This window comes from Planococcus salinus, from assembly GCF_003719725.1.
GTDB lineage: Bacteria > Bacillota > Bacilli > Bacillales_A > Planococcaceae > Planococcus > Planococcus salinus.
Genome location: NZ_RIAX01000009.1, coordinates 120,707 through 143,973 on the forward strand (window position 1 = coordinate 120,707; position 23,267 = coordinate 143,973).

The following is a 23,267-nucleotide window of genomic DNA, read 5'->3' on the forward strand; positions in this document are numbered from 1 at the left end:
TCACTCCTTATTGATTGGCGATCAAGTCTGCCTGCTCTGTTTCGTTCCATACCAGCAACCCATCGAGGGCCACAATTCCTTGTCCTTCTTCCAGCACAGCCACCGGGTTGATGTCCATTTCTTTTAAATCTCCGTTATGCTGGTGCACGAAATCGGATATCTTCACCAATGCGTCTGCAAACGCGTCGATATCGGCTTTTTTACTGCCGCGCGTTCCCTGCAGCATGGCGTAGCCTTTCAATTCCTCCACCATCGACTTCGCTCCTGCTTTATCAACCGGAACGTGGCGGATTGAAATGTCTTTCAGCACTTCGATAAAAATGCCACCCAGTCCACATACAAGGAAACTGCCGAATTGCGGGTCTTTTTTCACCCCGATAAACATTTCGACACCTTTTTCGCTCAGCATTTCTTCGAACAGAACGCCTTCAATCTGTGCGCCTTCTTTGTATTTTTTGCCGGCTTCCAAGATTTCATTGAACGCCTGTTTTGCTTCAGCTGCATTTTGAATGTGCAGTTTCACGCCTCCAGCATCGGTTTTATGCAGGATGTCGGGGGAAATGATCTTGGCCACTAATGGAAACGCCAGTCCGTCAATTTGCTGCTCCACTTCTCCGAGTGACTCCGCAACGGCACTTTCAGGCACTTTAATACTCAGTTGCTTTAGAAGCCGCTTGGATTTTTCTTCTGTCCAAACTCCCGATTTATATTCTTCTTTTTCGGCTTTTCCAGCATTGACAGCTGGCCTTTCAGCAGCAAGTTCTGTTTTGTAAAAGTCGGAAAGATTCGATAAGTGCTTGACTGCGACCATCGTATCGTATGTCGTTTTGTAAACCGGCACACCGTATTCACGCAAAACCTGACGGCCTTTTCCTGTCAGTTCTTCAGTTCCCGTCACCGTCACAATAATCGGTTTTGCTTCCCGTTTATCGATTTCTGCAACTTTCCGGCAAATCTGCTCCCCTAATGCACCGCCGAATGTGGTCTGGATAATGATGATGTCGGTATTGTCGTCTTTCACCAATGTTTCCAGTGTATCCGTAAAAATATGCTGTTCCTTCAATGCCTGTGCTGTAATGTCAATCGGATTCAATGCTGAACCATAGGAAGGGATTGTGCCTTCAATCTTTTCCTTGGTCTCCCCTTTTAAAGGCTCCAGCAACAGGCCGAACTCTTCGCTCAAATCGGCCATGGCAATACCCGCTGCTCCTGAATTGGAAACAGTGACGAGCTTTTTGCCGTTCGCCCATTTTCTTCTTGATACGATTTTCATTACGTCGATCATCTCATCTATATCCTTGACCGTGATTATGCCATACTGTTTTGCGATGACCTGGAACATTTCTTCCGATCCTGCCAAAGATGCGGTATGCGAGGAAACGGCTTCTTTACCGATTTCCGACTTCCCTGTCTTCAGAATGATCAGCGGCTTCTGCAGTTCTTTTGCCCGCTTTGCCACGTTGATCAATTGCTGGCCATTCGGTACACCCTCCATGTAGGCAGCAATGACCGTCGTGTCTTCGTCTTCCAGCATGAACTCCATCGTATCGATGGTCGTGACATCCATTTCATTTCCTGTATTCACGACATAAGTAAAGCCGAGGTCCTCTTCCTGTGCCAGCCCGAAAACAGAAAACCCAAGTGCCCCGCTCTGTGAAACAAGTCCGATATTGCCTGTTTTGAATCCGTTCTCTGCTTCAAGGGAAGTGGCAAAGCCCATAGGGATGCTGTCTTTGACATTCAGGCAGCCTACGCTGTTGGGACCGATGATCCGGACATTGTTTTCCTGCGCCATCTTCGCTACTTCGTCTTGAATTTTTCTGCCGCTTTCTCCGATTTCAGCAAAACCGGAACTGAACAGCAGGATATTCTGCACGTTTTTTTCGATGCACTGTTCCAGAATGGAAATTAAACGGGCTGCGGATACCGCAATCATCGCCAAATCCACTTGTCCTGGGATATCCAGGATGCTGTCGTAGCATTTAACACCTTCAATTTCATCGTACCTCGGGTTTACAGGGTAAATTGACCCCTTGTAATCATTTCTCAATAAGTTTTTCATCGGCTTTCCGCTGATGGTTGTAAAATCTGCGGAGGCTCCGATAATCGCGATCGATTCGGGATGGAAAAACTCTTTCAATGTTTCTGTAGGCATATGCAACTCCCTTTCATTTACTCTGTTTGGATGTTCTATATTCAGGTGGATGAATGTTCAGTCAGGTGATAACTTCTTCCGATCGGACTGCGTTTTTATTGGATAGCCGGATGAGGAAAAACAGCACCAATGATATTCCTATCCCAATCAAGCTGATGTAGATGAAAGGTACAATAATCATTAATGATGCAGCCCCTAAAGAAAGACGCAGTACTTTGTTTTTTATGATACCGGCTCCCATAATGTAGCCTTCCAAAGCAGAAGATAAGGTAAACACCCCGATCAAGGCGGTTCCTGCCACCATAATGACTTCCGATACTTCTGCCCGACCGATTAATGCCGGATTGTACACAATAATGAAAGGTACAAGGAAAGTGACGATTCCGAGCCGTACCGAGGTAAATCCGGTCTTCATCGGACTGGATTTCGCTATACCAGCTGCCGCAAATGAAGCCAGAGCCACTGGAGGTGTAATATAGGAAACTGTAGCCCAGTACAGCACAAACAAGTGGGCTGCAATCGGGTCAATTCCCAGCTGGACCAGTGCTGGAGCCATAACCACGGCCAGGAAAATGTAAACTGCCGAAACGGTCATACCCATTCCCAACACAAAACTGGTGATGGCGCCCGCTACCAGAATCAGGAACATACTGTCTCCAGCGACGGAGACCAATTCTCTCGAGAACGAGAACGAAACACCCGTAATGGACAACGCTCCAACGATAAAGCCGATTCCGGCAATCAAGCATGTCAGGTCGGTAAGGATTTTTCCGGCATCAATCCCCAAATTGTAAAATTTTTCTTTCGTAAAACGGGTTTCTTTCCTTGTCATAGCCAAAGCAAAAAGAAGCAAGCTGACGTAAAATGGCGCTTGTCCTTCGTTTCGCATAACAACAAGCAAGTATGTCAATAACACCAAAGCTGTCAGGAACGGCCAGCCTGTTTTCAAGGTTTTCCCCAGTGAAGGCAATTGCGCCCGTGGGATCCCTTTCAAATTATTTTTGGCCGCATAGCCGTCCGCTTGGATCAGCAGGGCAAAAAAGTAGAGAAACGCCGGAATGGCCGCGGCCATGGCAATTTCGATATATGGCACACCGATAAACGAAGCCATGATAAAAGCCGCTGACCCCATGATTGGCGGTGCGATCGTTCCACCCGTTGAAGCAGTCGCTTCAATGGCACCTGCATAATGCGGAGGATATCCCGCTTTCTTCATGGAAGGGATAGTCATGGCACCAGTAGTGATTGTGTTCGAAATGGCACTGCCGCTCAACATGCCGAAAAAAGCACTGCTGACAACTGATACTTTCGCAGCTCCACCGCGAAAGCGGCCAAAAACGGACTGTGCCAGATTAAAGAAGAAATCTCCTCCGCCTGAAGCGGTCAATACAACACCGAACAGCATAAAGCCAATCAGCAACGAACCAACTGTATCAAACGGGATGCCAATGATACTGTTTGTACTCATCACATGGTTTCTCGCTGTCGTAAGGAAATCAAATGTCTGGCCCGACAAAAAGCCGATCGGCACCGCGCCCGAAATCAATGGATAGAAAGAGAATACCCCACTGATGATCATGATTGGCAGTCCAGCTACACGCCGAAGCGCTTCCAATAGAACAAACCAGAAAATCACACTGAACACGGTAGCGATGGTTGGTGAAATATATTCCCAGCCTTCACTGATAATCTGCTGTGCATTCCACCCCATGTAAAAAGGAATGACAAACGATATAACCATCAACAAGACGTCATACCATTTAACTCTTTGGTCCTCCTTTTTCTTGCTGAAAGGATGGATAATGAAAGCGATCGGCATAAACATCGCCAATAAATAATAAAGGTAAGCGGAATTTATCGGGTTAAATCCAAAAATCCCCAAATAGAACAGCTGGTTGATTGTAATGGAGACACCGATGACCGTCAAAAGAATAACAACACTGCCCCAGAACCTGTTTAATCTTTGTTGCATTTCTTCACCACCCTCATATTAGTGAGAAGCACCGAAGACGATGTCTTCGATGCGCACTTCTCCACTTATTCAATTAGCTCCTGTTTCTTCTGGATCCAGTAATCTGAAAATTCTTCCTGGCTGATGTTTTCCTCTTTGGCACTTTCAAGTACTTGAGGCCATAACTCTTCCAACTTTTCAAAACGCTCAATCAACTCGTCATTCTTTGCTTGATACTCCTCTGTCCACATGCCTTCTTCTTCAAAATACTTGATGGCGCCTTCGTGTACCGGCACTCCGTAAGGTTCCACCAGAATATTGTCTTTGTGCCAGTTATGAAGGTTGGCAGCAGCATCTTTCCAAGAATCATATGTTTCATCCATCGCTTTTACGTATGCGTACATGCTTTCTGCTGACTGATCAGCATAAGCGACGACCGGATAACCATATCCCATAAGTACAACTGGATTTTCTTCAGACATGCCTGCACCATTGTCCATCGGAGAAGGAACTACCCACGGAGCGATTTCCTGGACACGATCCCAAGATTCTTGGTCTTCCTCCATTTCAAGCCAAACGATCTCTTCCATGCTTTCCAATTCAATCAGTGCAGAAGCGGTCGGATTCATGAACGTTACATCAATTTGTCCGTTTCTCATGGCATCCGGCTGACCGCCATAATCAGACAAATCCACGCGCTCCACATCATCCCATGTCAAATCTGCATAGGCCAAAGCTGCTTCTGCTTTCAAATTCACTGACTGATTCCCGGTAATATAAGGAACTTTTTTGCCTTCCAGATCCGCAATCGACTGGATTCCAGAATCCGCCAACGCCACAAACCCTAGAAAACTGAATGGTGCCCAAACAACTCTTACATCCTGAGGCCCCCACTCTTCAGTCGCGAAATCGTAATTTCCTTCGAAAGCAAATTGGTATTCGTCTCCGAGTCTTCCAAGGTCCGCCATATCGTTAACCATTGGCTGCATTCTTCCTACTCCGCCTGAAGATGGCAGAAGACGGATTTGCGTTCCGTATTTCTTGGTCATTTCATTGGCAATGGCTGTGGCTTCCGTATATCCGCCTGAACCGACATCATAGACGCTCCAAACCATCTCATCAGGCAGACCTTCGATTGTCCCTTCTCCGCCTTCGCTCGCTGAACCGGAACTTCCTCCATCGGAACTTCCTGTGTCTTCGCCGCATGCTGCCAGTACCAAAACAAAGATCAACATTACCAAAAAACCCAATTTCTTTTTCAACATGGTCATTCACTCCTTTTTTATAATTGCTTTTGAAACATGGTTGCTTGTTGCCGTCCGTTACATTGAACGTCCGCCTGCTACTTCTGTGACCGTTCCGGTAATATAATCCGAGTACTCAGAAGCAAGAAACACGACCGCTTTTGCCACATCTTCAGGAACACCTGCGCGCTGCAACGGAATTTCTTTGATACGGGCCTGTCGGACGTCTTCCGGCATTGCACGTGTCATATCCGAATCGATAAAACCTGGCTGAATGGCGTTGACATTGATCTGATATCTGGCTGACTCTCTCGCCGCCACTTTTGTCATTGCTACAATGCCAGCCTTTGCCCCTGCGTAATTAACTTGGCCCATATTGCCGATTTTTGCGGAAATGGACGAAATATTGACGATTTTTCCTTTTCCTTTCTTTCTCATATGAAGAACTGCAGCCTGCATGCATAGGAACGTACCCTTCATATGTACGTCGATGACTTGATTGAAATGCTCTTCTGTCATTTTGTGCATCATTGCATCCCGTGTGATTCCCGCGTTGTTTACGAGAATGTCCAAGTCTCCGAAAGTTTCCAGCGTCTGTTCAATCATTTTATTGACGTCTTCTTTGTCCGCGACATTGACCTTGCAGGCAATTGCTTTTCTGCCCAGTTCTTCAATTTCCTTCACTACATTTCCGGCGGCTTCCATGTTCATATCCGCCACTACAACGTCAGCTCCGTGTTTTGCCAGGACCAAAGCTGTGTCCCGGCCAATTCCTTGCCCGCTTCCAGTTACGATTGCTATTTTATCCGTTAATTTCATCATCCATGACCTTCTTTCCGAAAGAGTAATTTCTTCTTATTTGCTGAATATACTGCTTTGTCCCTGTTGCTTACTTCCCAGTGAAAACCGGCTTCTCTTTGTTTCGGAAAGCGTTTACACCTTCCTTGTGATCTTCTGTCTGCTGAAGAATCGTCTGGGCAAAACGTTCTGCTTCCAGTGTTTCTTTTAGCGTCCGCTGACTGGATTGATTGATCAAGTCTTTCGTCATCATATTCGTGTAGTAAGGACCCGCGGCAAAACGTTCTGCTTTTTCCATGACTTCCGCCAGCAGTTGTTCTGTCGGGAAAATTTCATTTACTACGCCATTTTCTTTGGCTTCCTGCGCTTTAATCATGGAACCGCTCAAAATCCATTCTTTCGCTTTGTAAGGTCCGACCAGTTGAGGCAGGAAATAATTCAATCCGCAGTCCGGAATCAACCCCAGCTTATTGAACGCAAGGCCGAACTTTGCATCTTCCGCTGCATAAACAATATCTGCTGCCAATGCCAAACTGAAGCCCGCACCGACTGCATAGCCTTCAACCATTGAAATGACGATTTTTTTCATATGGTGGATTTTCATTATGACTGAACTGAAGACATCCATATGATCAAAGGTCTCCAGCACTGTCCGTTTGCCCATTCCTTTGACACTGCTGCCTGAACAGAAATTCCCTTCACTGCCTTTCAACACCACTGCTTTCACCTCATCGGACTGCTCAAGCTCATCCAGGAGCTTTAAAAATTCCTCTCGCATCTCAATGGTGATCGCATTTAACTCCGAGGGGTTGGCCAGTGTCAGAACAGCAACGTGATTCTTTATTTCACATTTAACGCCGGTTTCCATCTGCATTCCTCCTTCACCTGCATATTAATTGCACCTTTACCGCTTTTTCACTTTAAATTCCGCAGATACCTTTACTTCATCCTGATTTTTTGCATACGCTGTACATGACCATTCCTCGTCATTTTCATCCACGATTTGGCCTGTAACGGTGATTTGTTCACCTGGTCTTGTCATGGCTTTGAAGCGGACAGAAAACTCAGTCATCTCCTGATCCGGAAACCAGGTGCCGATCGCTTGCCCGACAAATCCCATCAACAGCATGCCATGAGCAATTACACCACCGAGCCCAGCCTTTTCAGCAGCTGGCACCACTGTATGAATCGGGTTAAAATCCCCGGAGGCTCCGGCATAGCGAACTAATTGAGTATGAGTGATTTCTTCTTTTTCCAGAACCGGAAATTCGTGTCCTTTATTCATTGGTAATCCTCCTTATCCTCTTTCAATGATGGTGGCATACCCTTTGATGGCGACTTCGCCTTTTTGGTTTTTGTATGTTCTTTGGACCGTATAGAAATCCATCCCTTTTTTGGACTGGATGTCGACTACTTCTGTCGACACCGAAATGTCATCTCCAGCGTAAAGAGGAAGTATGTATTCGTATTTCTGTCCCCCATGCAGCACCTTCTCGAGATCAAGGTCCAACAGTTTCCCATAGGACTCTCCGCCACCCCAGAAATCAATCACTGTCGCAATTGTCGGAGGCAACTTTTTCCCGGTTAGATAATCAGGGTTGTCATCGCCAATCGCCTGTGCCAATTCTTTGATTTTTCCAGCCTCCAGTCGAAACGTGAAATCTTCGAATCTGGTCCCAACATCCACTTCTTTCGTTTTTGTCACCTGACATGCCCTCCTTCTTCTTTTTCATATACGCAAAAGAAACCGTTTACATTTTTTCATATAGGAAAATGAAAAATCATTGGTATCACTGGATTTATAAATATTACTTATTCTTCTTATGCTTATACTTTACATGGATGAAAAAATAAAGTAAACAATTTTCTGAATAATTTTTTTAGTTAGTTTTTTTAATCCTTCATATCTGCTGGTTTGGCGCGGTTTTCAAAGTTTAAAATTTTTTATGTACGTAAAAAACCGACTTGGTATATTCAAGTCGGTTTGCATTTGTTTTTATTTGATTTGTTTTACTTTGCGGACTGTTCGAATTGGAATAAATTTTTTTCGTATCTATGCAATTTTTATTCACTACTTTTATTGAAAACTACGGTACAAACCTTCCTTTGACCAAATTTTCTAACAATGGTAAACTTTTGCTCTAAGCACTTATCCAAAGGGGGAAATACCATGACTCAAACAAAACAACAGGAAATCCATCTGGTCAATCGTCCAACAGGCACGCCTGCTATAGAAGATTTCAAATTTGTGGAATGCGACGTACCGTCACCGAAAGAAAACGAAGTGTTGGTTCGTGCTCTCTACATTTCAGTCGATCCGTATATGCGGGGCAGAATGAATGATACCAAATCCTATATCCCACCGTTTGAACTGAATAAAGCTATCGTCGGCGGAGTAATTGCAGAAGTAGCTGTGTCGAGATCGGAGTCTTTCAAGCGGGGAGATCTCGTCCTTGGCAATCTTAACTGGGCCGAGTATTCCGTTGCAAAAGAAACGAAGCTGCGAAAAATCGACCCGAATCTTGCACCACTCACCGCTTATTTAAGCGTACTTGGGATGACGGGGTTAACAGCTTATTTCGGACTGCTGGATATCGGGAAACCACAGGAAGGTGAAACTGTCGTCGTTTCCGGTGCTGCCGGAGCCGTTGGTTCTGCGGTCGGTCAAATTGCCAAGTTGAAAGGCGCCAAAGTGGTCGGGATTGCCGGAACTGATGAAAAGCTGGCGTATATCAAAAACGAACTCGGATTTGACGAAACCGTCAATTACAAAAGCGAAAACTTCAAAGAAGAATTGAAAGCCGCCACGCCTGATGGAGTTGACGTGTATTTTGACAATGTCGGTGGTGATGTGTCAGATGCAGTCATGCGTTTATTGAATAACCATGCCCGTATCCCAGTCTGCGGTTCTATTTCCTCTTATAACGCCGAAGGGCAGGATGTAGGGCCTCGTGTTCAGCCGACACTGATCAAAACCAGTTCTTTGATGAAAGGCTTCACCGTCGGCAATTATGCGTCCGAATTTGAACAAGGCCGAAATGATTTGGCGAACTGGCTGCAGGAAGGCAAACTGAAATACAAGGAAACCATCGTAGAAGGGTTTGAAAAAACTCCGGAAGCTTTCCTCGGACTGTTCAAAGGCATAAATACCGGAAAACTGCTCGTAAAAGCAGCTGAACCCGAGTATTCCAAAAACCGATAACAAAAAACGCGAACCGGAATAAAATTGGTTCGCGCTTTTCTATGAATTTTTAAGGAACCGAAAAGACCAGCAATGATCTCATCGCGTTCAACCATCTGACTCAACGAGACGGCAAATCAAACTCCTGCGCCAATAAACGGATTCCTTTCATCCTGTTTTCAGCTCCCGAAACATTCGGGATAACGGTCACTTCATCGGCTTTGTAAAGAGCCGCAATCCGCTCTATTTCCGCTTTGACCTGCCCTGCGTCACCGATAATCATCCGATGCCGGTTGCGTTTCACTTTTTCTAGCTCTGCAGAACTGAAGCCCCGTTTCTTGGCCGTCTCAATCGAAGGATAATAAGGCGGTGGTGTATCCGATTCCACGAACAACAACCATAAATCAAAAGCTTTAGCGATTTCTTCCGCTTCTTCTGCAGTGTCTCCGACGACTGCAAACACCGCAATCATCACTTTCGGTTCATCAAGCAGTTGCGACGGCCGGAAACCGCTTCGGTAGTTTTCAATCACTTCGATGCCTTTTTCAGAAGGCTTGGCAAAATGGGCATAGGCAAATGCTGTTCCTTGCCTGGCAGCGATTTCTGCTCCTTCCCCTCCGGTTCCGAGCATCCAGATCTCAGGTGCTGTTTCAGCCATCGGTGTGGCAATCAACTCCTGAAAGCGATGGTCAGTATCCGTGTCATCTGTAAAGAACTTTTGCAGATCCTGAACTTGTTGGAAATAAGGAAGCCGCTTTCTCCTCGCTTCATTCAGTGCTTGATTGACGATCCGGTAACTCGGCGAACGGCCGATTCCCAGGTCAATCCGGTTCGGATGAAGAGCTTCCAGCATGCGAAAGTTCTCCGCCACTTTATACGGACTGTAATGCGGCAGCATCACGCCACCGGAACCAATGCGGATTTTTTTCGTTGATGCCGCCAAATGCATCATCAGCATCTCCGGTGTACTGCCGGCCACAGACAGCACCTGATGATGCTCTGCGACCCAAAAGCGATGATAACCGAGTGCCTCTGCACTTTTCGCCAGCTCGGTCGTCTGAAGCAGCGCCTCTCTGGCTGTGGCCCCTTCATCTATTGGGGAATAATCGAGGATATTCAACGCAAACATGTCAGCCCTCCTTACTTTAAGTTGCAAACTGATTCAACCTCTAGTTAATCATCTAAGCTGGGCTTTCAGTGCTTCGCTTTTTCCATAGCACTCCTCGTCCATAGCCATCAGCTTGAGTCTTTTCTTTTTTATGATGCATTTTGGGCTTCCACTAACTTTTTCGGAAATAAAAACTGCAGATGCCGTTGGTCTCATTTCTTGTTTTTCTGAGATTCTGCATACCTGGCTATGACGCTCGCTTAATAAGCCGATGCAACCGAGTCACTTTGCTCCTTTTCTTCGCCCCTTAATATATAGAAACCATTTCACGAAGTCAATTTGACTGTTTTTGGTGTGAGAGGCTGAAAAAATTCCTCTTTCACCACATAACCGCGAACAACACAAAAAAGCGCTGATTTCCCGCAGTGGAAATCAGCGCTTCGATTCAAGCTTGTGAGCCCCGCGGTTCTTTCGGCGGCTGGCACACCTCACATTTGCGTTGGTTGTTCTTATTGAACTTCGTAAAGGTCTTTTCAAAATTATTGCCGCATGCACATTTAAACAGCAGCTTTTGTGAAAACCCGTGATATTCTGTCGACAGCAATGTACTGTCTGAGTTCTTTTCGGTAAATTCTCTTATCTTGTCGATCGTCCATCGTTTATTCATTTGCTTACACCTCCACATTGAATTGACTGGAGGCTTTTTGGGCTTCCATCATATTAAGAAAAACGTATGATTTTCCTAAGCTATTCATTATAGCACGAGATTGCCTGAACATGATAAGTTAACCCACTACGCGTCCCAACTTCACTTAGATTTTAACTGCCTGCCGTACTCATCTGTTTTTTATAGGATGGACTTTTCATTAGCTGAAGAATGCCTTAATGCTGTTTTGCCTGTTGGAGGCTGGTCACCCCATAAGCGACGCAATGGGCAATATAGAGGAAGCTCATGACGAAAAAGGCGAACGAAGCACCTTCTACGAGAATAATGACAGCCCAGGCGATGACGATTAAAGCAGAGGTGGCCACCCATGCCGATGACCTTGCGTGCACATGGATGTTTTCGAAGCGTTCATCCAATTGCCGCTTCTTTTTCATATTTCTTCGGGCAATCAAATAAGCAACCAAGCCACTTAAAACTCCCAAAACCAAGCCTCCAAAACCGAATAAATGATTCAGCATGTCATTCAATGTTTTCATCTCCTTCAAATTGAAATAGATCTTCAATAGAACATTCAAAAACTTGAGCGAGCTTATGGGCAAGTACAAGCGACGGTTTGTACTTGCCTTTCTCAAGGGAAATGACGGTTTGCCTGGAGACATTCAGTAGTATGGATAACTGCTCTTGGGTGATCTGATGTTCGCTGCGTTTTTCTTTTATGATGTTTTTCATGACACCCTCCTGAAAGTAAAGCTCGCTTTACGTAAAGTTTACTTTACCACCTTATAAGAGTCAAACTTTTTTAGCTGCTTTGTTTCTTAAAATAAAAGAATGCCGTTGAAAGTTTTATTAACTTTCAACGGCATTCTTCAAATTCAGCTATTCTCGCTGTGGCTTCCGCTTGCGACCAACTGAAAATTATCAAGCAATGTACGAACTTCATCAGTCGACTCGGTATGCATCAATTGATTTCTCAATTCCCCGGCTCCTCGAATTCCACGAACATAGATCTTAAAGAAACGGCGGAGCGGCTTGAATGCGATTGGCTCGACGTCTGTAGAGTACTGATCATGCAGATCCAGGTGCAGCCTCAAAAGATCGAACAGCTCCTGGCTGCTGTGTTCTCTCGGCTCTTTTTCAAAGGCGAACGGATTGTGAAAAATCCCCCGTCCGATCATGACACCATCGACACCGTATTTTTCAGCCAGCTCCATGCCCGTCTGGCGATCGGGAATATCGCCATTAATCGTCAGCAAGGTATCCGGCGCTATTTCATCACGCAATTGCTTGATCTCAGGAATCAATTCCCAATGCGCAGGCACAGCACTCATCTCTTTTTTCGTACGCAGGTGGATCGACAGATTGGCGATGTCCTGTTCCAGCACATGCGTCAGCCAGCCTCTCCACTCGTCCACATCGGTATAGCCAAGACGCGTTTTGACGCTGACCGGCAATCCTCCTGCTTTTGCGGCTTGAATGATTTCAGCTGCATTATCCGGATAATTGATCAGTCCGCTGCCTTTTCCTTTTGCTGCGACATTCGGCACAGGACATCCCATATTGATGTCGACACCTTTAAACCCCTGTTTCGCCATACCGATACTCATTTCACGAAAATGTTCGGGTTTATTTCCCCATATGTGCGCCACCATCGGCTGTTCGTCTTCCGTGAACGTCAGACGTCCCCGTACACTGAAAATCCCTTCAGGATGACAGTAGCTTTCCGTGTTCGTAAACTCGGTGAAAAATACATCCGGTCTCGCTGCTTCAGCCACTACATGGCGGAACACAACATTTGTGACATCTTCCATCGGCGCCAATACAAAAAACGGACGCGGCAGATCCTGCCAAAAATTCTCTTTCATACTCAACTTCCAATCCTTTCATTACGGGAGGAAGGCCAGTCCTTCATCCAAAAATTCTTATCCTGACTATATTAAAGATCAATAAACATCAAATCTATCTGTAAGCTCATTTCGTTTTTCTTAACCTTATACAGTTTACACGAGTCACGCGTTTGTGGAAAGTGGCATGCTTTAAACAAGCTCCCGATGTATAGCACCGGCCTGTTCTGTCACTTTCCCGCAACAATTTGAAGACAACTTCCGCTGAACGATTGAAGTCATTGGCCTGTAATGGAAAAATTGTGGAGAAGCCGGAAAACCGCCTGTTCCACCTGGATACAGCTCGACTGCTGGTTGTCTCCACTTATTTTTTCCAGACAAAAAGCGCCAACTCCCTCAATAAAGGAGTTGACGCTTTTAAGTTTTGGGGACTGATTTACATCATGCCGCCCATACCGCCCATGTCAGGCATACCGCCGCCACCGCCGACAGTATTGTTGTCCGGAATATCCGCAACAACTGCTTCAGTCGTCAGGAACATAGCTGCCACAGATCCTGCGTTTTGAAGTGCTGAACGCGACACTTTGGTCGGATCGACAATGCCTTCGTCGATCATGTTGACCCACTTGCCGTTGGCTGCGTTAAAGCCTACGCCAGCCTCTTCGCTCTTCAGTCGATGAACGATGATGGAGCCTTCCATTCCTGCGTTTGTCGCAATTTGGCGAAGCGGCTCTTCAAGTGCACGGAGAACGATGTTGACACCAGTCGCTACGTCGCCTTCTTCCTGTTCAAGAAGTTCAGCCACTTTCGAATATACATTGACAAGTGCTGTACCACCACCGGATACAATTCCTTCTTCCACAGCTGCACGAGTTGAATTCAACGCATCTTCAATGCGGAGCTTGCGTTCTTTCAATTCCGTTTCCGTAGCCGCTCCGACTTTGATAACTGCCACACCGCCAGCTAATTTCGCTAAGCGCTCCTGCAATTTCTCTTTGTCGAACTCAGAAGTTGTTTCTTCCAATTGGCTGCGGATTTGGTTGACGCGTGCAATGATTTTCTCAGGATCTCCATTGCCTTCTACGATTGTCGTATTTTCTTTCGATACAACAACTTTCGCTGCGCGTCCAAGTTGCATGATATTGGTCGATTTCAGATCAAGGCCTAGATCTTCGGTAATCACTTCGCCACCAGTCAATACAGAAATGTCTTCCAGCATCGCTTTACGGCGATCTCCGAATCCAGGGGCTTTGACGGCTACTGCATTAAATGTACCACGCAATTTGTTGACCACAAGTGTCGCCATTGCTTCGCCTTCGATGTCTTCAGCGACGATCAATAGCGGTTTGCTTTGCTGAACGACTTGCTCCAAGACAGGAAGGATTTCCTGGATATTGGTGATTTTTTTATCAGTAATCAAAATGTACGGATTTTCAAGAACCGCTTCCATCTTCTCAGAATCTGTTACCATATAAGGAGACTGGTAACCGCGGTCAAACTGCATCCCTTCCACGACGTCAAGCTCTGTTGTGAAACCTCTTGACTCTTCGAGTGTGATGACACCGTCGTTGCCGACGCGTTCCATCGCTTCAGCAATCAGCTTGCCGACTTCTTCGTCACCGGAGGAAATCGCTGCAACTTGTGCAATTGATTCTTTTCCTTCGATCGGTTTTGAAATGGATTTCAATTCAGCAACTGCGCTTTCCACCGCCTGCTCGATTCCGCGGCGGATGCCCACCGGGTTTGCCCCAGCTGTTACGTTTTTCAAGCCTTCACGGATCATCGCCTGCGCCAATACCGTTGCAGTGGTTGTACCGTCACCAGCGATATCGTTGGTTTTGGATGCTACTTCAGCAACCAATTTGGCACCCATGTTTTCGAATGCATCTTCCAGTTCAATTTCTTTTGCGATCGTCACACCATCATTTGTGATCAATGGAGAACCGAATTTCTTTTCCAATACGACATTGCGCCCTTTTGGCCCAAGCGTCACTTTTACTGCATCTGCTAATTTATCTACACCGCGCAGCATTGCACTGCGTGCATCTTCACTGAACTTAATCTCTTTTGCCATGTTTAGCTTCCTCCTGTTTCATATGAATTGATTAGTTTAAGACTGCTAAAATATCGCTTTCGCGTAAAATTAAGTACTCAGATCCGTCATATTTCAATTCTGTACCAGCATATTTCGAGAAGACAATGCGGTCGCCTTCTTTGACTTCCAGTTCCACGCGCTGTCCATTGTCGCGGACGACTCCATTACCTACAGCAATCACTTTGCCTTCCTGTGGCTTTTCCTGTGCCGAACCAGGCAATACGATACCGCTGGAAGTCTTTTCTTCCGCTTCGATCAATTCAATCACAACACGATCTCCTAATGGTCTTAACAATTGAAACACCCTCCTCAAATTATCTAGATAGAATATATTAGCACTCTCACCTCTCGAGTGCTAACCCATAATCAGTTTAATAAAATCCTCTGCGATTTGCAAGCAAAACATTCAGTATTTTGAATTCTTTGCGCAAAAATAGAGAAAGTTCTACAATAGAGGAACGACCGGCATAATGAAAGGAATTCACATTCATGAAAAATGATCAGCAATCTTTTTTGGATTTGTTTAAAACAAAAGATCCGAAACGAAAAAAGAAAACAAAGCCAACACCCTTATATGTTTTATTGATTTTTGTCTTTGTCCAATTGTCACCCGTTCTGTTCGTTGTACCAACTTACGATTATTTCGTCAGCCAGGGACTTGACGGCCCTACCGCGCAAGCAGCGACTTCCGGCTGGCTGATTTTCCTGGCAATGGCGATTGGCTTCCTCATTACTTGGATTGTCATCTTCCGGGATAGGAAGTTTTTCGATATTTGGAAAGGCAAGCCATCCGGGATTGTCGCATCCATCCTTTGGGGCGTTTTGGGGTTTTTTCTTCTGTTAATCGGCCAAGGCATCGCCGCAATGATTGAAATCGCCATCGGCATCGATCCCGGCTCTGAAAACACGGCCACATTAGTCAGCATTGCCGAGGTCGTCCCGGTCGCCATTATCGCAGTCGTATTGTTCGGACCGGTCCTGGAAGAACTCGTTTTCCGCCGTGTCATCTTCGGCTCTTTAAACCAAACCACCAATTTCTTTGTGGCAACGGCCGTCAGTGCCCTCGTGTTTGCTGCCGTTCATGTGGATTTCAGCCATCTGCTGATATACTTCACCACCGGTTTGATTCTGGCGTTTTTATACCGGCATACCAAGCGGATCATCACACCGATCATCGCCCATGTCTTATTGAATGGATACGTTATGTTGATGCAGCTGAATAGAGACGAAATTGAAACCTTTTTGAGACAGCTTGAAAATATGCAATAACAAAAGCACCGGAAAACAGCACCAAAAAAGCCTTCCCCGAAATTATTTCGGTGGAAGGCTTTTTTGTTCTTCAAGCGCTTGCTTTTGTTCGGCTTTCAGGAATTTCCGGTAGCCAATTTTGGCAATCGATACACTGAACTCATACAAAAGGATCAAGGGCAGTGTGACGATCAAGTGAGAAATGATATCCGGCGGGGTAATGAACGCCGCGATGATCACCAGGATCAAATACGCGTATTTGCGGTACTTTGTCATCATCATTGGCGTAATAATCCCAAGGCGTGTCAAAAACAGCATCAATACCGGCAACTGAAAGATAAAACCGAACGGCAACGTAATCTGAAACAGAAATTGGAAGTACTCATTGATGCCGATGGTTTCCTGGATATCCAGATTATCTGAAATATTCAGCATGAACCCGATAACATAAGGAAACAGCACCAAATAAGAAAATGCGATTCCTCCAACAAACAACAGCAGGGAAAACGGAATATAACTCAACGTCGTTTTCCGCTCTTTATCGTGAAGTCCCGGACTGATAAATGCCCAAAACTGATACATGATCAAGGGAGAAGTAATGATCAATGCCAATATCATCATTACCTGCATATAGACTTTAATCGGATCGGTAATCTTAAAGGCATTCAGCGTTAAATTCTTCGCTTCTTCCGTATACTGCAAATAATGGATCAGCGGTTCTGCGAGAAAAAAACTGAGAAGAATGGCGAATAGAAAGAAAACGACTATAAGGGTCAGCCGTTTTCTCAATTCGCTTATATGTTCAACTAAAGTCATATCTTTTTCGTTCATCGGAAAAACATCCTATCGTAGTTCCTTTTGCTCGTCTTTCTTTTTCACATCGACTTCGTCGTCATCGACAAGTCCTTTTGTAGCGTTCTTGAACTCACGTAAAGAAGAACCGAATGCTTTCCCCAGTTCCGGCAATTTTTTCGGGCCGAAAATAAGCAATGCTACAACTGCGATCACAACTAAACTTAATGGACCTGGCATAAGTGACACCTCCTGTATATGGCTTATATTTTACAGCATTGCAGCCGCTTTGGCTATTTCGAAAGGCTGACAAATGTGAAGGTTTTTCGTCAGCTTTGCTTGATTTGGTAAATCAGTGTTTGAAGCTCTACAGACAAATCGATGGTCTGGACACGGATGGAATCCGGCACCGAAATTCGCACGGGTGTAAAGTTCAGAATTCCTTTGATGGAAGTCTTAGCCAGCCGGTCAGTCACTTCCTGAGCTGATCTCGACGGCACTGTCAATATGACCAATTCAATGCCGAACTCTTCAATTTTCTCTTCAATCCGATCGGGATGGAATGTATCAATACCGCTTATCTTCTCCCCTTCATGCGGACTGTTCGAGTCAAATGCCAAAATGATTTTCGTGTTATGGTTTCGACGGAAATTGTATTTCAAAAAAGCACTGCCTAAATTGCCGACACCGATCAACGCCACATTCGTCGCTTCGTCCTGATCCAATGTTTTACGAAAAAATGCCAAAAGGTCTTGCACGTCATAGCCATATCCTTTTTTTCCCAAAGCCCCTAAATAGGAAAAATCACGGCGGATTGTCGCTGAATCGATTTTCATCGCTTCGCTCAGCTCCTGTGATGAGATGCGTTGCTTTCCTGCATTTGCAAAGTTCTGAAGGAAACGGTAGTAAAGTGGAAGTCTTTTGGTAGTGGCTTGCGGAATCTTTGATATTTCTTGTGACATACAAGCTTACCTCCTGAGGTCTTGTCAAATCGACTTTATCTTACATGAGGGGACGAAATATGTAAAGCTGGCTTTATTGCGAACAGCCAGGCCATCCGCTACACTTAAGAAGAATAGAGGTGACCCGTATGATAGTGCTACAAGTAAACCAAGTCCACAAGTCGTTCGGAGCGGACGAAATTTTATCCGGTGTCAAACTGGAAGTCCAACACCGTGACCGCGTGGCTTTAGTGGGACGGAATGGAGCAGGCAAGTCGACATTGCTCAAAATCATCTCCGGTGAAATGTCTTATGACAGCGGCGATATCATCATGCCGAAAGATCTCTCCGTAGGTTATCTGGAACAGCAGACAGACCTGGAGTCGGAAGCGACAATTTGGGAGGAAATGATGTCAATCTTTGACCGCTTTCGGGCGCAGGAAACCAAACTCCGTCAACTGGAAGAGCAAATGGCTGATCCTGCCGTCTATGAACAGACAGCATTATATGAAAAAGTCATGAAGGAATACGACATTCTCCAGCATGACTTTAAAGAAGCCGGCGGTTACCAGTACGAAGCTGATACGCGGACCATTCTGCATGGCATGAAATTTTACCCGAACGATTATGAAAAGAAAGTCGTGTCGTTATCCGGGGGACAAAAAACCCGCTTAATGCTCGCCAAACTATTGCTGAGCAAACCGCAACTCCTGATACTGGACGAACCGACCAACCATCTGGACATTGAAACATTGAGCTGGCTCGAAAATTACTTGAAAAATTACCCCGGTGCCATACTGATCGTCTCCCATGACCGTTATTTCCTCGATCAAGTCGTGACGATTGTATATGAAGTAGCCCGCCACCGTGTCAAAAAATTCACAGGCAACTACAGCCGTTATTTAGATGAGAAAGCAAAGCAGTACGAATTGGATCAAAAGCAGTTTGAAAAGCAGCAAAGCGAAAAAGCAAAACTTGAGGACTACGTTCAGCGAAACCTGGTCCGTGCCTCAACCACAAAAATGGCGCAAAGCCGGCGCAAAGTCCTTGAAAAAACCGACTGGATGGAAGCGCCGGACGGCAACGAAAAATCGGCGCGTTTCGGCTTCACCATTGAAAAGAAGAGCGGCAATGATGTCTTGAGCGTGCAGTCCCTGAAAATCGGCTATGAGGGTATGCCCGTGTCCGAGAACATCTCATTCAAGCTTTACCGGCAGGAAAGCCTGGCACTCGTCGGTCCGAATGGAGTCGGCAAATCGACGCTATTGAAGACCCTCACCAAACAGCTGATACCGCTCTCAGGAGACGTTCATTACGGTACCGGTATCCAGTTTGGTTATTACGATCAGGAACAGGCCAATCTCCAAGGTAATAAACTGGTGCTGAACGAGTTATGGGATGACTATCCGCATATCAACGAAAAAGATATCCGGGGTGTTTTGGGACGTTTTCTTTTTTCCGGTGACGATGTCTTAAAGCCGGTATCTTCCTTGTCGGGTGGAGAGAAAGCTCGTGTGGCTCTGGCAAAACTGATGATGCAAAAAGCCAATGTACTGCTGCTGGACGAGCCGACCAACCACTTGGATCTGGATAGTAAGGAAGTCTTGGAGAATGCCCTCCTGGACTACCCTGGCACTATTTTGTTTGTGTCACATGACCGTTATTTCATGAATCGGCTGGCAACCAAAGTGGTGGAACTGACTCAGACAGGCACGACAGAATACTTGGGCAACTACGATTACTATGTGGAAAAAAAGCTCGAAATGGAAGAACTGAAAGCTTTGGAGATGCAGCAAACCACCAAAGTTGTCCAGTCATCGACAACTCCTTCAACTTCTCAGATTGACAAGGAAGCCAAAAAGCTGGAACGTCAGCTTTTGCGCCAATTGGATGAGGTCGAGCAGGAAATGGATACGCTTGACCAGCAAATTGCAGAAGTCGAAGAACAGTTCACCCATCCTGAAATCTTTCAGGATCATGAACGGCTCGTTCCGTTGCAGAAAGAACTGGAAGAGCTGAAAAGTTCCCATGAAGAAAAAATGACATTTTGGCTTGAATTGCAGGAACAGCTTGAACAGATCAACCCTTGACCGTATACTTTGGTATACGGTTTTTCTTTTTCTACATCTAGGTCAATAGCTTTTTTTAAGATAATTTATTTCCACAGATTTACGCACATCGGTTTTGTTGAAAAATCAACTATCAACAAGTTTTTGCACATTATCCACAGATAAAGAAAATGTTATCCACATAGTTTTCCCCTCAGCAATACACAATATGTAGTTTTCAGTGGGTTTTTCCTATAGTTATAAACAAGTTATACACAAATTGTGCATAAGTACAAATGTTCCTATTGACAAATAACCTTAAATTTGTCCATTTATTAACAGAATATTTCACATAAAAAAGACTTCCATCGATTAAGACGGAAGTCTTTGCTTTCAAGTTTAGATCCATGATGACATTTCCATGCCCGGCCGGCCATTCATGGCCATGTTACTGCGTATCCCTTTTTCGAACATTACGCTACCTGCCGCAGCGATCATTGCTGCATTGTCTGTGCACAATGGAAGAGAAGGAATATAAAAAGGAATCCCGAGTTTCTTAAATTCTTTTTCCAGCGAATTCCGCAATCCTTTGTTGGCAGCCACTCCGCCAGCAGCAATTACCTGCTGCACCTTGTATTCCTCGGCAGCACGCAAGGTTTTGCCTGTCACGACTTCCACTACACTGTTCTGGAAACCAGCCGCTACGTCTTCCGGCAGCACCTCTTCCCCTCGCTGCGTGGCATTGTGCATGTAATTCAAAACAGCTGATTTCAAACCGCTGAAGCTGAAGTCATACGTATCTTCTTCGAGCCAAACACGCGGAAACGGCACAGGATTGCTGCTTGTGTGAGCAAGCCGGTCAATATGAGGTCCGCCTGGGTAGGGCAGATTCAATGTACGCGCGACCTTGTCATATGCTTCCCCTGCTGCATCGTCCCGCGTTTCCCCAATCACTTCAAACGAGCCATGCTCTTTCATATATATCAACTCCGTATGACCACCGGAAATGACAAGCGCCAATAATGGAAACTGCATCTCCTGTTCGAGTCGATTTGCATAGATGTGCCCGGCAATATGATGGACACCAATCAAGGGAAGCTGGTGGGCAAACGCAAATGCCTTGGCTGCATTGACACCAACCAGCAAAGCGCCAACGAGACCTGGCCCTTCCGTGACAGCAACGGCATGCAATTGCTCCGGAACCATTTCCGCCTGCTTCAAGGCTTCCTCAATCACAATGGTGATTTGCTCCACATGGTGCCGAGAAGCGATCTCCGGCACTACTCCACCAAATCGTTTATGGCTCTCAATTTGAGAAGCTACCACATTTGCCACGATTTCTGTACCATTTTTAACAATGGATGCAGCTGTTTCATCACAGCTTGTTTCAATTCCTAATACATATCTGTCTTTATTCATCAAAATTCACCCACATCACTAAGGCATCTTCGTAATTATCGGAATAATACCGTTTACGAATGCCTCCATTTTGAAATCCTAATTTACGATATAAACTCTGTGCCACATGATTGCTAACTCTTGCTTCCAGCGTCATCAGTTTTGCTCCTTGAGCCTTTGCAACTTCAATCGCCGATTTCATCAATTGTTCCCCGAGCTTTTTGCCCCGTTCTTCCGGTAAAATCGCAATATTCGTCACATGACATTCATCGAGTATCAACCACATCCCGCAAAATCCCACCACACCGTTTTCCGTTTCTGCCAACACGTAATATGCATGGTCATTGTTCAGCATTTCCTGCTGAAAAGCCTCTTTTGTCCAAGGCAATGAAAACGATAAACTTTCGATATGGTGAACCGCGTCAACATCATCAACAGTCATTTTTCTAAAGGATACTTGTGAAGTCATATTGACTGGCCATCCTGACTTTTTAAGTAATTAGCTTCCGCTTCTGTGATTCGCTGATATTCAGGAACAGCAAAATGCACATCTTTTGCTTCTGTTTGCTGTGCCAGCATAATCAAATGGGAAGCTCTTGGCAAACGATTTTGAGGTGCACTGAAAAAAGCAGTATCTCCCATGATTTCACGAATTGCTTTTTCATGAACAGCAGCGTCTTCACCTGTAAACAGTACAGGCTCATTCAACGACTTTAAGATTTTAAGAAAGTCTTTAAAATCACTGTGCCGGTCAGCAATTACCTCTTCTAAGGTGCCTCCTCGATATGCACCGGTAAACGCAGTGCCTCGGCGAGCATCCATTACTGGGCAAATAATTCCATCAAAATACTGGCCGTTTGCTGCAAGTACTTTCAAGCTGGATACCATGTGCAGTGGTATTTTCAAAGACCAAGCCAATGTTTTGGCAATTGTCAACCCAATGCGTACTCCCGTGTAAGATCCTGGTCCTTGTGCAACAGCAATATGAGTCAAATCAGCTGGCATTACGTTGGCTTTTTTCATCATCTCTTCAATTGCCGGCATCGCAGTTAGCGAATGATTTATTTTTAAATTGGAGATTTCTTCTATTAACACTGTCTGATCTTTCGCCAAAGCAATAGATAAAGGGGAATTCGAAGTATCGATTCCTAAACAAATCATAATTTAAGCTCCTTGCAAATAGTTTCATAACGCTTCCCTATAGGATTTAATTCAATCAAGCGCTCATCTTCCGAGTGACGCAGAATGATGATTTCGAGTCGTTCTTCCGGTAAATACTCTTCAATAAATTTTGCCCATTCAACCACCGATACGGCCTCACTTAGGAACAATTCATCAAATCCTATATCTTCATCACTATGCTCCAAGCGGTAAACATCAAAATGGTTTAATGCGAGTTTTCCTTCATACTGCTTCACGATCTGAAAGGTTGGGCTGTTAACCGTCCTGGTTATGCCTAAGCCTTTTGCAATCCCTTTTGTAAAGGTTGTTTTCCCTGCTCCTAAATCTCCTTCCAATGTCAGGATGTCCTGTCCCTGAAGCAGAGCAGCCAGTCTGGCAGCGAATTCTTCCGTCTCTTTAGGAGAGTTTACTTTTATTTGGTAAGTCATCTCTTTTGTTCACCTCTATTAGTCTTTACATAGTTTAGCGGAGTTAAGGATTGAAATCAAAATATATTAATCAACTGCTGAATAACAAGCGGGAAAATACACAAAAAAAATAAACACAGCAGACTGCTGTGTTTACTGTTTACTACTGAGACGGTCCCGACCGGGATCGAACCGGCGATCTCCTGCGTGA

24 protein-coding genes are annotated in these 23,267 nt (G+C 45.2%); 3 read left to right on the top strand and 21 right to left on the bottom strand.

Annotated elements, in window-relative coordinates:
* Nucleotides 1-7: 7 nt before the first annotated feature.
* From EEX84_RS12460 to EEX84_RS12490, 7 genes are all read right to left on the bottom strand, one after another.
* Nucleotides 8-2,155, bottom strand: a complete 2,148-nt coding sequence (locus tag EEX84_RS12460) for an acetate--CoA ligase family protein (RefSeq protein WP_123165981.1) — start codon at nt 2,153-2,155, stop codon at nt 8-10.
* Between the two features lie 61 nt (nt 2,156-2,216).
* Nucleotides 2,217-4,127 (bottom strand): TRAP transporter permease, encoded by a 1,911-nt coding sequence (locus EEX84_RS12465; RefSeq protein ID WP_123165982.1) that lies wholly within the window; start codon nt 4,125-4,127, stop codon nt 2,217-2,219.
* 65 nt (nt 4,128-4,192) lie between these two features.
* Complete coding sequence (locus tag EEX84_RS12470; protein ID WP_158599124.1) at nt 4,193-5,371, bottom strand: TAXI family TRAP transporter solute-binding subunit; 1,179 nt, start codon at nt 5,369-5,371, stop codon at nt 4,193-4,195.
* A 57-nt stretch (nt 5,372-5,428) separates the two neighbouring features.
* Nucleotides 5,429-6,172 carry a 3-oxoacyl-ACP reductase FabG gene (fabG, locus tag EEX84_RS12475; protein ID WP_420812573.1) on the bottom strand — a complete coding sequence of 248 codons (744 nt, stop codon included), beginning with the start codon at nt 6,170-6,172 and terminating at the stop codon, nt 5,429-5,431.
* Between the two features lie 67 nt (nt 6,173-6,239).
* Nucleotides 6,240-7,016 carry an enoyl-CoA hydratase/isomerase family protein gene (locus EEX84_RS12480; protein WP_158599125.1) on the bottom strand — a complete coding sequence of 259 codons (777 nt, stop codon included), beginning with the start codon at nt 7,014-7,016 and terminating at the stop codon, nt 6,240-6,242.
* Between the two features lie 36 nt (nt 7,017-7,052).
* Nucleotides 7,053-7,433 carry a MaoC/PaaZ C-terminal domain-containing protein gene (locus tag EEX84_RS12485; protein ID WP_123165985.1) on the bottom strand — a complete coding sequence of 127 codons (381 nt, stop codon included), beginning with the start codon at nt 7,431-7,433 and terminating at the stop codon, nt 7,053-7,055.
* Nucleotides 7,434-7,445: 12 nt separating this feature from the next.
* Nucleotides 7,446-7,853 (bottom strand): FAS1-like dehydratase domain-containing protein, encoded by a 408-nt coding sequence (locus EEX84_RS12490; protein ID WP_123165986.1) that lies wholly within the window; start codon nt 7,851-7,853, stop codon nt 7,446-7,448.
* A 465-nt stretch (nt 7,854-8,318) separates the two neighbouring features.
* Here EEX84_RS12490 and EEX84_RS12495 point away from each other — a divergent pair, with 465 nt between their 5' ends.
* Complete coding sequence (locus tag EEX84_RS12495; protein WP_123165987.1) at nt 8,319-9,350, top strand: NADP-dependent oxidoreductase; 1,032 nt, start codon at nt 8,319-8,321, stop codon at nt 9,348-9,350.
* Between the two features lie 100 nt (nt 9,351-9,450).
* Here EEX84_RS12495 and EEX84_RS12500 read toward each other — a convergent pair whose 3' ends face one another.
* The 7 genes from EEX84_RS12500 to groES form a co-directional block, all read right to left on the bottom strand.
* Nucleotides 9,451-10,458: an LLM class flavin-dependent oxidoreductase gene (locus EEX84_RS12500; protein WP_123165988.1), complete on the bottom strand. Its 1,008-nt coding sequence runs from the start codon at nt 10,456-10,458 to the stop codon at nt 9,451-9,453.
* 424 nt (nt 10,459-10,882) lie between these two features.
* Nucleotides 10,883-11,104, bottom strand: a complete 222-nt coding sequence (locus tag EEX84_RS12505) for a hypothetical protein (RefSeq protein WP_123165989.1) — start codon at nt 11,102-11,104, stop codon at nt 10,883-10,885.
* A gap of 215 nt (nt 11,105-11,319) precedes the next feature.
* Nucleotides 11,320-11,631: a hypothetical protein gene (locus tag EEX84_RS12510; RefSeq protein WP_123165990.1), complete on the bottom strand. Its 312-nt coding sequence runs from the start codon at nt 11,629-11,631 to the stop codon at nt 11,320-11,322.
* Nucleotides 11,624-11,833, bottom strand: a complete 210-nt coding sequence (locus EEX84_RS12515) for a helix-turn-helix transcriptional regulator (protein ID WP_123165991.1) — start codon at nt 11,831-11,833, stop codon at nt 11,624-11,626. Before EEX84_RS12515 ends, EEX84_RS12510 begins: the two co-directional genes overlap by 8 nt.
* A 143-nt stretch (nt 11,834-11,976) precedes the next feature.
* Complete coding sequence (locus EEX84_RS12520) at nt 11,977-12,966, bottom strand: tRNA dihydrouridine synthase (protein ID WP_123165992.1); 990 nt, start codon at nt 12,964-12,966, stop codon at nt 11,977-11,979.
* Nucleotides 12,967-13,381: 415 nt separating this feature from the next.
* Nucleotides 13,382-15,019 (bottom strand): chaperonin GroEL, encoded by a 1,638-nt coding sequence (gene groL / locus EEX84_RS12525; RefSeq protein ID WP_123165993.1) that lies wholly within the window; start codon nt 15,017-15,019, stop codon nt 13,382-13,384.
* A 31-nt stretch (nt 15,020-15,050) separates the two neighbouring features.
* Nucleotides 15,051-15,335, bottom strand: coding sequence for a co-chaperone GroES (gene groES, locus EEX84_RS12530; protein ID WP_123165994.1), 285 nt, complete (start codon nt 15,333-15,335; stop codon nt 15,051-15,053).
* A 194-nt stretch (nt 15,336-15,529) separates the two neighbouring features.
* Between groES and EEX84_RS12535 the strand changes: the two genes are divergently transcribed.
* The gene (locus EEX84_RS12535; RefSeq protein WP_123165995.1) at nt 15,530-16,309 is read left to right on the top strand and encodes a CPBP family intramembrane glutamic endopeptidase; all 780 of its coding nucleotides are present in this window, start codon (nt 15,530-15,532) and stop codon (nt 16,307-16,309) included.
* Nucleotides 16,310-16,351: 42 nt separating this feature from the next.
* On the opposite strand, the gene tatC is transcribed toward EEX84_RS12535, so the two are convergent.
* The 3 genes from tatC to EEX84_RS12550 all read right to left on the bottom strand — a co-directional run bounded on the left by tatC (nt 16,352) and on the right by EEX84_RS12550 (nt 18,042).
* On the bottom strand, nt 16,352-17,119 hold the full coding sequence (tatC, locus tag EEX84_RS12540) for a twin-arginine translocase subunit TatC (RefSeq protein ID WP_123165996.1): 768 nt from the start codon (nt 17,117-17,119) through the stop codon (nt 16,352-16,354).
* A 12-nt stretch (nt 17,120-17,131) separates the two neighbouring features.
* On the bottom strand, nt 17,132-17,320 hold the full coding sequence (locus EEX84_RS12545; RefSeq protein ID WP_123165997.1) for a twin-arginine translocase TatA/TatE family subunit: 189 nt from the start codon (nt 17,318-17,320) through the stop codon (nt 17,132-17,134).
* Between the two features lie 89 nt (nt 17,321-17,409).
* Nucleotides 17,410-18,042 (bottom strand): redox-sensing transcriptional repressor Rex, encoded by a 633-nt coding sequence (locus EEX84_RS12550; RefSeq protein WP_123165998.1) that lies wholly within the window; start codon nt 18,040-18,042, stop codon nt 17,410-17,412.
* 128 nt (nt 18,043-18,170) lie between these two features.
* On the opposite strand from EEX84_RS12550, the gene EEX84_RS12555 reads away from it, so the two are divergent.
* Nucleotides 18,171-20,111, top strand: a complete 1,941-nt coding sequence (locus tag EEX84_RS12555) for an ABC-F family ATP-binding cassette domain-containing protein (protein ID WP_123165999.1) — start codon at nt 18,171-18,173, stop codon at nt 20,109-20,111.
* Between the two features lie 357 nt (nt 20,112-20,468).
* On the opposite strand, the gene tsaD is transcribed toward EEX84_RS12555, so the two are convergent.
* Genes tsaD through tsaE form a run of 4 tightly spaced genes read right to left on the bottom strand, consistent with a single transcriptional unit; the run spans nt 20,469 to nt 23,077 of the window.
* Nucleotides 20,469-21,488: a tRNA (adenosine(37)-N6)-threonylcarbamoyltransferase complex transferase subunit TsaD gene (gene tsaD, locus EEX84_RS12560; protein WP_123166000.1), complete on the bottom strand. Its 1,020-nt coding sequence runs from the start codon at nt 21,486-21,488 to the stop codon at nt 20,469-20,471.
* Nucleotides 21,481-21,936: a ribosomal protein S18-alanine N-acetyltransferase gene (gene rimI, locus EEX84_RS12565; protein ID WP_123166001.1), complete on the bottom strand. Its 456-nt coding sequence runs from the start codon at nt 21,934-21,936 to the stop codon at nt 21,481-21,483. Before rimI ends, tsaD begins: the two co-directional genes overlap by 8 nt.
* Nucleotides 21,933-22,628, bottom strand: coding sequence for a tRNA (adenosine(37)-N6)-threonylcarbamoyltransferase complex dimerization subunit type 1 TsaB (gene tsaB / locus EEX84_RS12570; RefSeq protein ID WP_123166002.1), 696 nt, complete (start codon nt 22,626-22,628; stop codon nt 21,933-21,935). Before tsaB ends, rimI begins: the two co-directional genes overlap by 4 nt.
* Nucleotides 22,625-23,077 carry a tRNA (adenosine(37)-N6)-threonylcarbamoyltransferase complex ATPase subunit type 1 TsaE gene (gene tsaE, locus EEX84_RS12575; protein ID WP_123166003.1) on the bottom strand — a complete coding sequence of 151 codons (453 nt, stop codon included), beginning with the start codon at nt 23,075-23,077 and terminating at the stop codon, nt 22,625-22,627. Before tsaE ends, tsaB begins: the two co-directional genes overlap by 4 nt.
* Between the last annotated feature and the right edge of the window lie 190 nt (nt 23,078-23,267).

Excerpts from the sequence above, each read along its gene's own strand:
- EEX84_RS12480 (WP_158599125.1), bottom strand. The coding sequence starts at position 7,016 with ATGGAAACCGGCGTTAAATGTGAAATAAAGAATCACGTTGCTGTTCTG.
- tsaB (WP_123166002.1), bottom strand. The coding sequence starts at position 22,628 with ATGATTTGTTTAGGAATCGATACTTCGAATTCCCCTTTATCTATTGCT.
- EEX84_RS12485 (WP_123165985.1), bottom strand. The coding sequence starts at position 7,433 with ATGAATAAAGGACACGAATTTCCGGTTCTGGAAAAAGAAGAAATCACT.
- EEX84_RS12500 (WP_123165988.1), bottom strand. The coding sequence starts at position 10,458 with ATGTTTGCGTTGAATATCCTCGATTATTCCCCAATAGATGAAGGGGCC.
- tatC (WP_123165996.1), bottom strand. The coding sequence starts at position 17,119 with ATGAACGAAAAAGATATGACTTTAGTTGAACATATAAGCGAATTGAGA.
- EEX84_RS12505 (WP_123165989.1), bottom strand. The coding sequence starts at position 11,104 with ATGAATAAACGATGGACGATCGACAAGATAAGAGAATTTACCGAAAAG.
- tsaD (WP_123166000.1), bottom strand. The coding sequence starts at position 21,488 with ATGAATAAAGACAGATATGTATTAGGAATTGAAACAAGCTGTGATGAA.
- EEX84_RS12520 (WP_123165992.1), bottom strand. The coding sequence starts at position 12,966 with ATGAAAGAGAATTTTTGGCAGGATCTGCCGCGTCCGTTTTTTGTATTG.
- EEX84_RS12460 (WP_123165981.1), bottom strand. The coding sequence starts at position 2,155 with ATGCCTACAGAAACATTGAAAGAGTTTTTCCATCCCGAATCGATCGCG.
- tsaE (WP_123166003.1), bottom strand. The coding sequence starts at position 23,077 with ATGACTTACCAAATAAAAGTAAACTCTCCTAAAGAGACGGAAGAATTC.
- EEX84_RS12495 (WP_123165987.1), top strand. The coding sequence starts at position 8,319 with ATGACTCAAACAAAACAACAGGAAATCCATCTGGTCAATCGTCCAACA.
- rimI (WP_123166001.1), bottom strand. The coding sequence starts at position 21,936 with ATGACTTCACAAGTATCCTTTAGAAAAATGACTGTTGATGATGTTGAC.
- EEX84_RS12550 (WP_123165998.1), bottom strand. The coding sequence starts at position 18,042 with ATGTCACAAGAAATATCAAAGATTCCGCAAGCCACTACCAAAAGACTT.
- EEX84_RS12535 (WP_123165995.1), top strand. The coding sequence starts at position 15,530 with ATGAAAAATGATCAGCAATCTTTTTTGGATTTGTTTAAAACAAAAGAT.
- EEX84_RS12470 (WP_158599124.1), bottom strand. The coding sequence starts at position 5,371 with ATGTTGAAAAAGAAATTGGGTTTTTTGGTAATGTTGATCTTTGTTTTG.
- groL (WP_123165993.1), bottom strand. The coding sequence starts at position 15,019 with ATGGCAAAAGAGATTAAGTTCAGTGAAGATGCACGCAGTGCAATGCTG.
- EEX84_RS12515 (WP_123165991.1), bottom strand. The coding sequence starts at position 11,833 with ATGAAAAACATCATAAAAGAAAAACGCAGCGAACATCAGATCACCCAA.
- EEX84_RS12555 (WP_123165999.1), top strand. The coding sequence starts at position 18,171 with ATGATAGTGCTACAAGTAAACCAAGTCCACAAGTCGTTCGGAGCGGAC.
- fabG (WP_420812573.1), bottom strand. The coding sequence starts at position 6,172 with ATGATGAAATTAACGGATAAAATAGCAATCGTAACTGGAAGCGGGCAA.
- EEX84_RS12465 (WP_123165982.1), bottom strand. The coding sequence starts at position 4,127 with ATGCAACAAAGATTAAACAGGTTCTGGGGCAGTGTTGTTATTCTTTTG.
- EEX84_RS12545 (WP_123165997.1), bottom strand. The coding sequence starts at position 17,320 with ATGCCAGGTCCATTAAGTTTAGTTGTGATCGCAGTTGTAGCATTGCTT.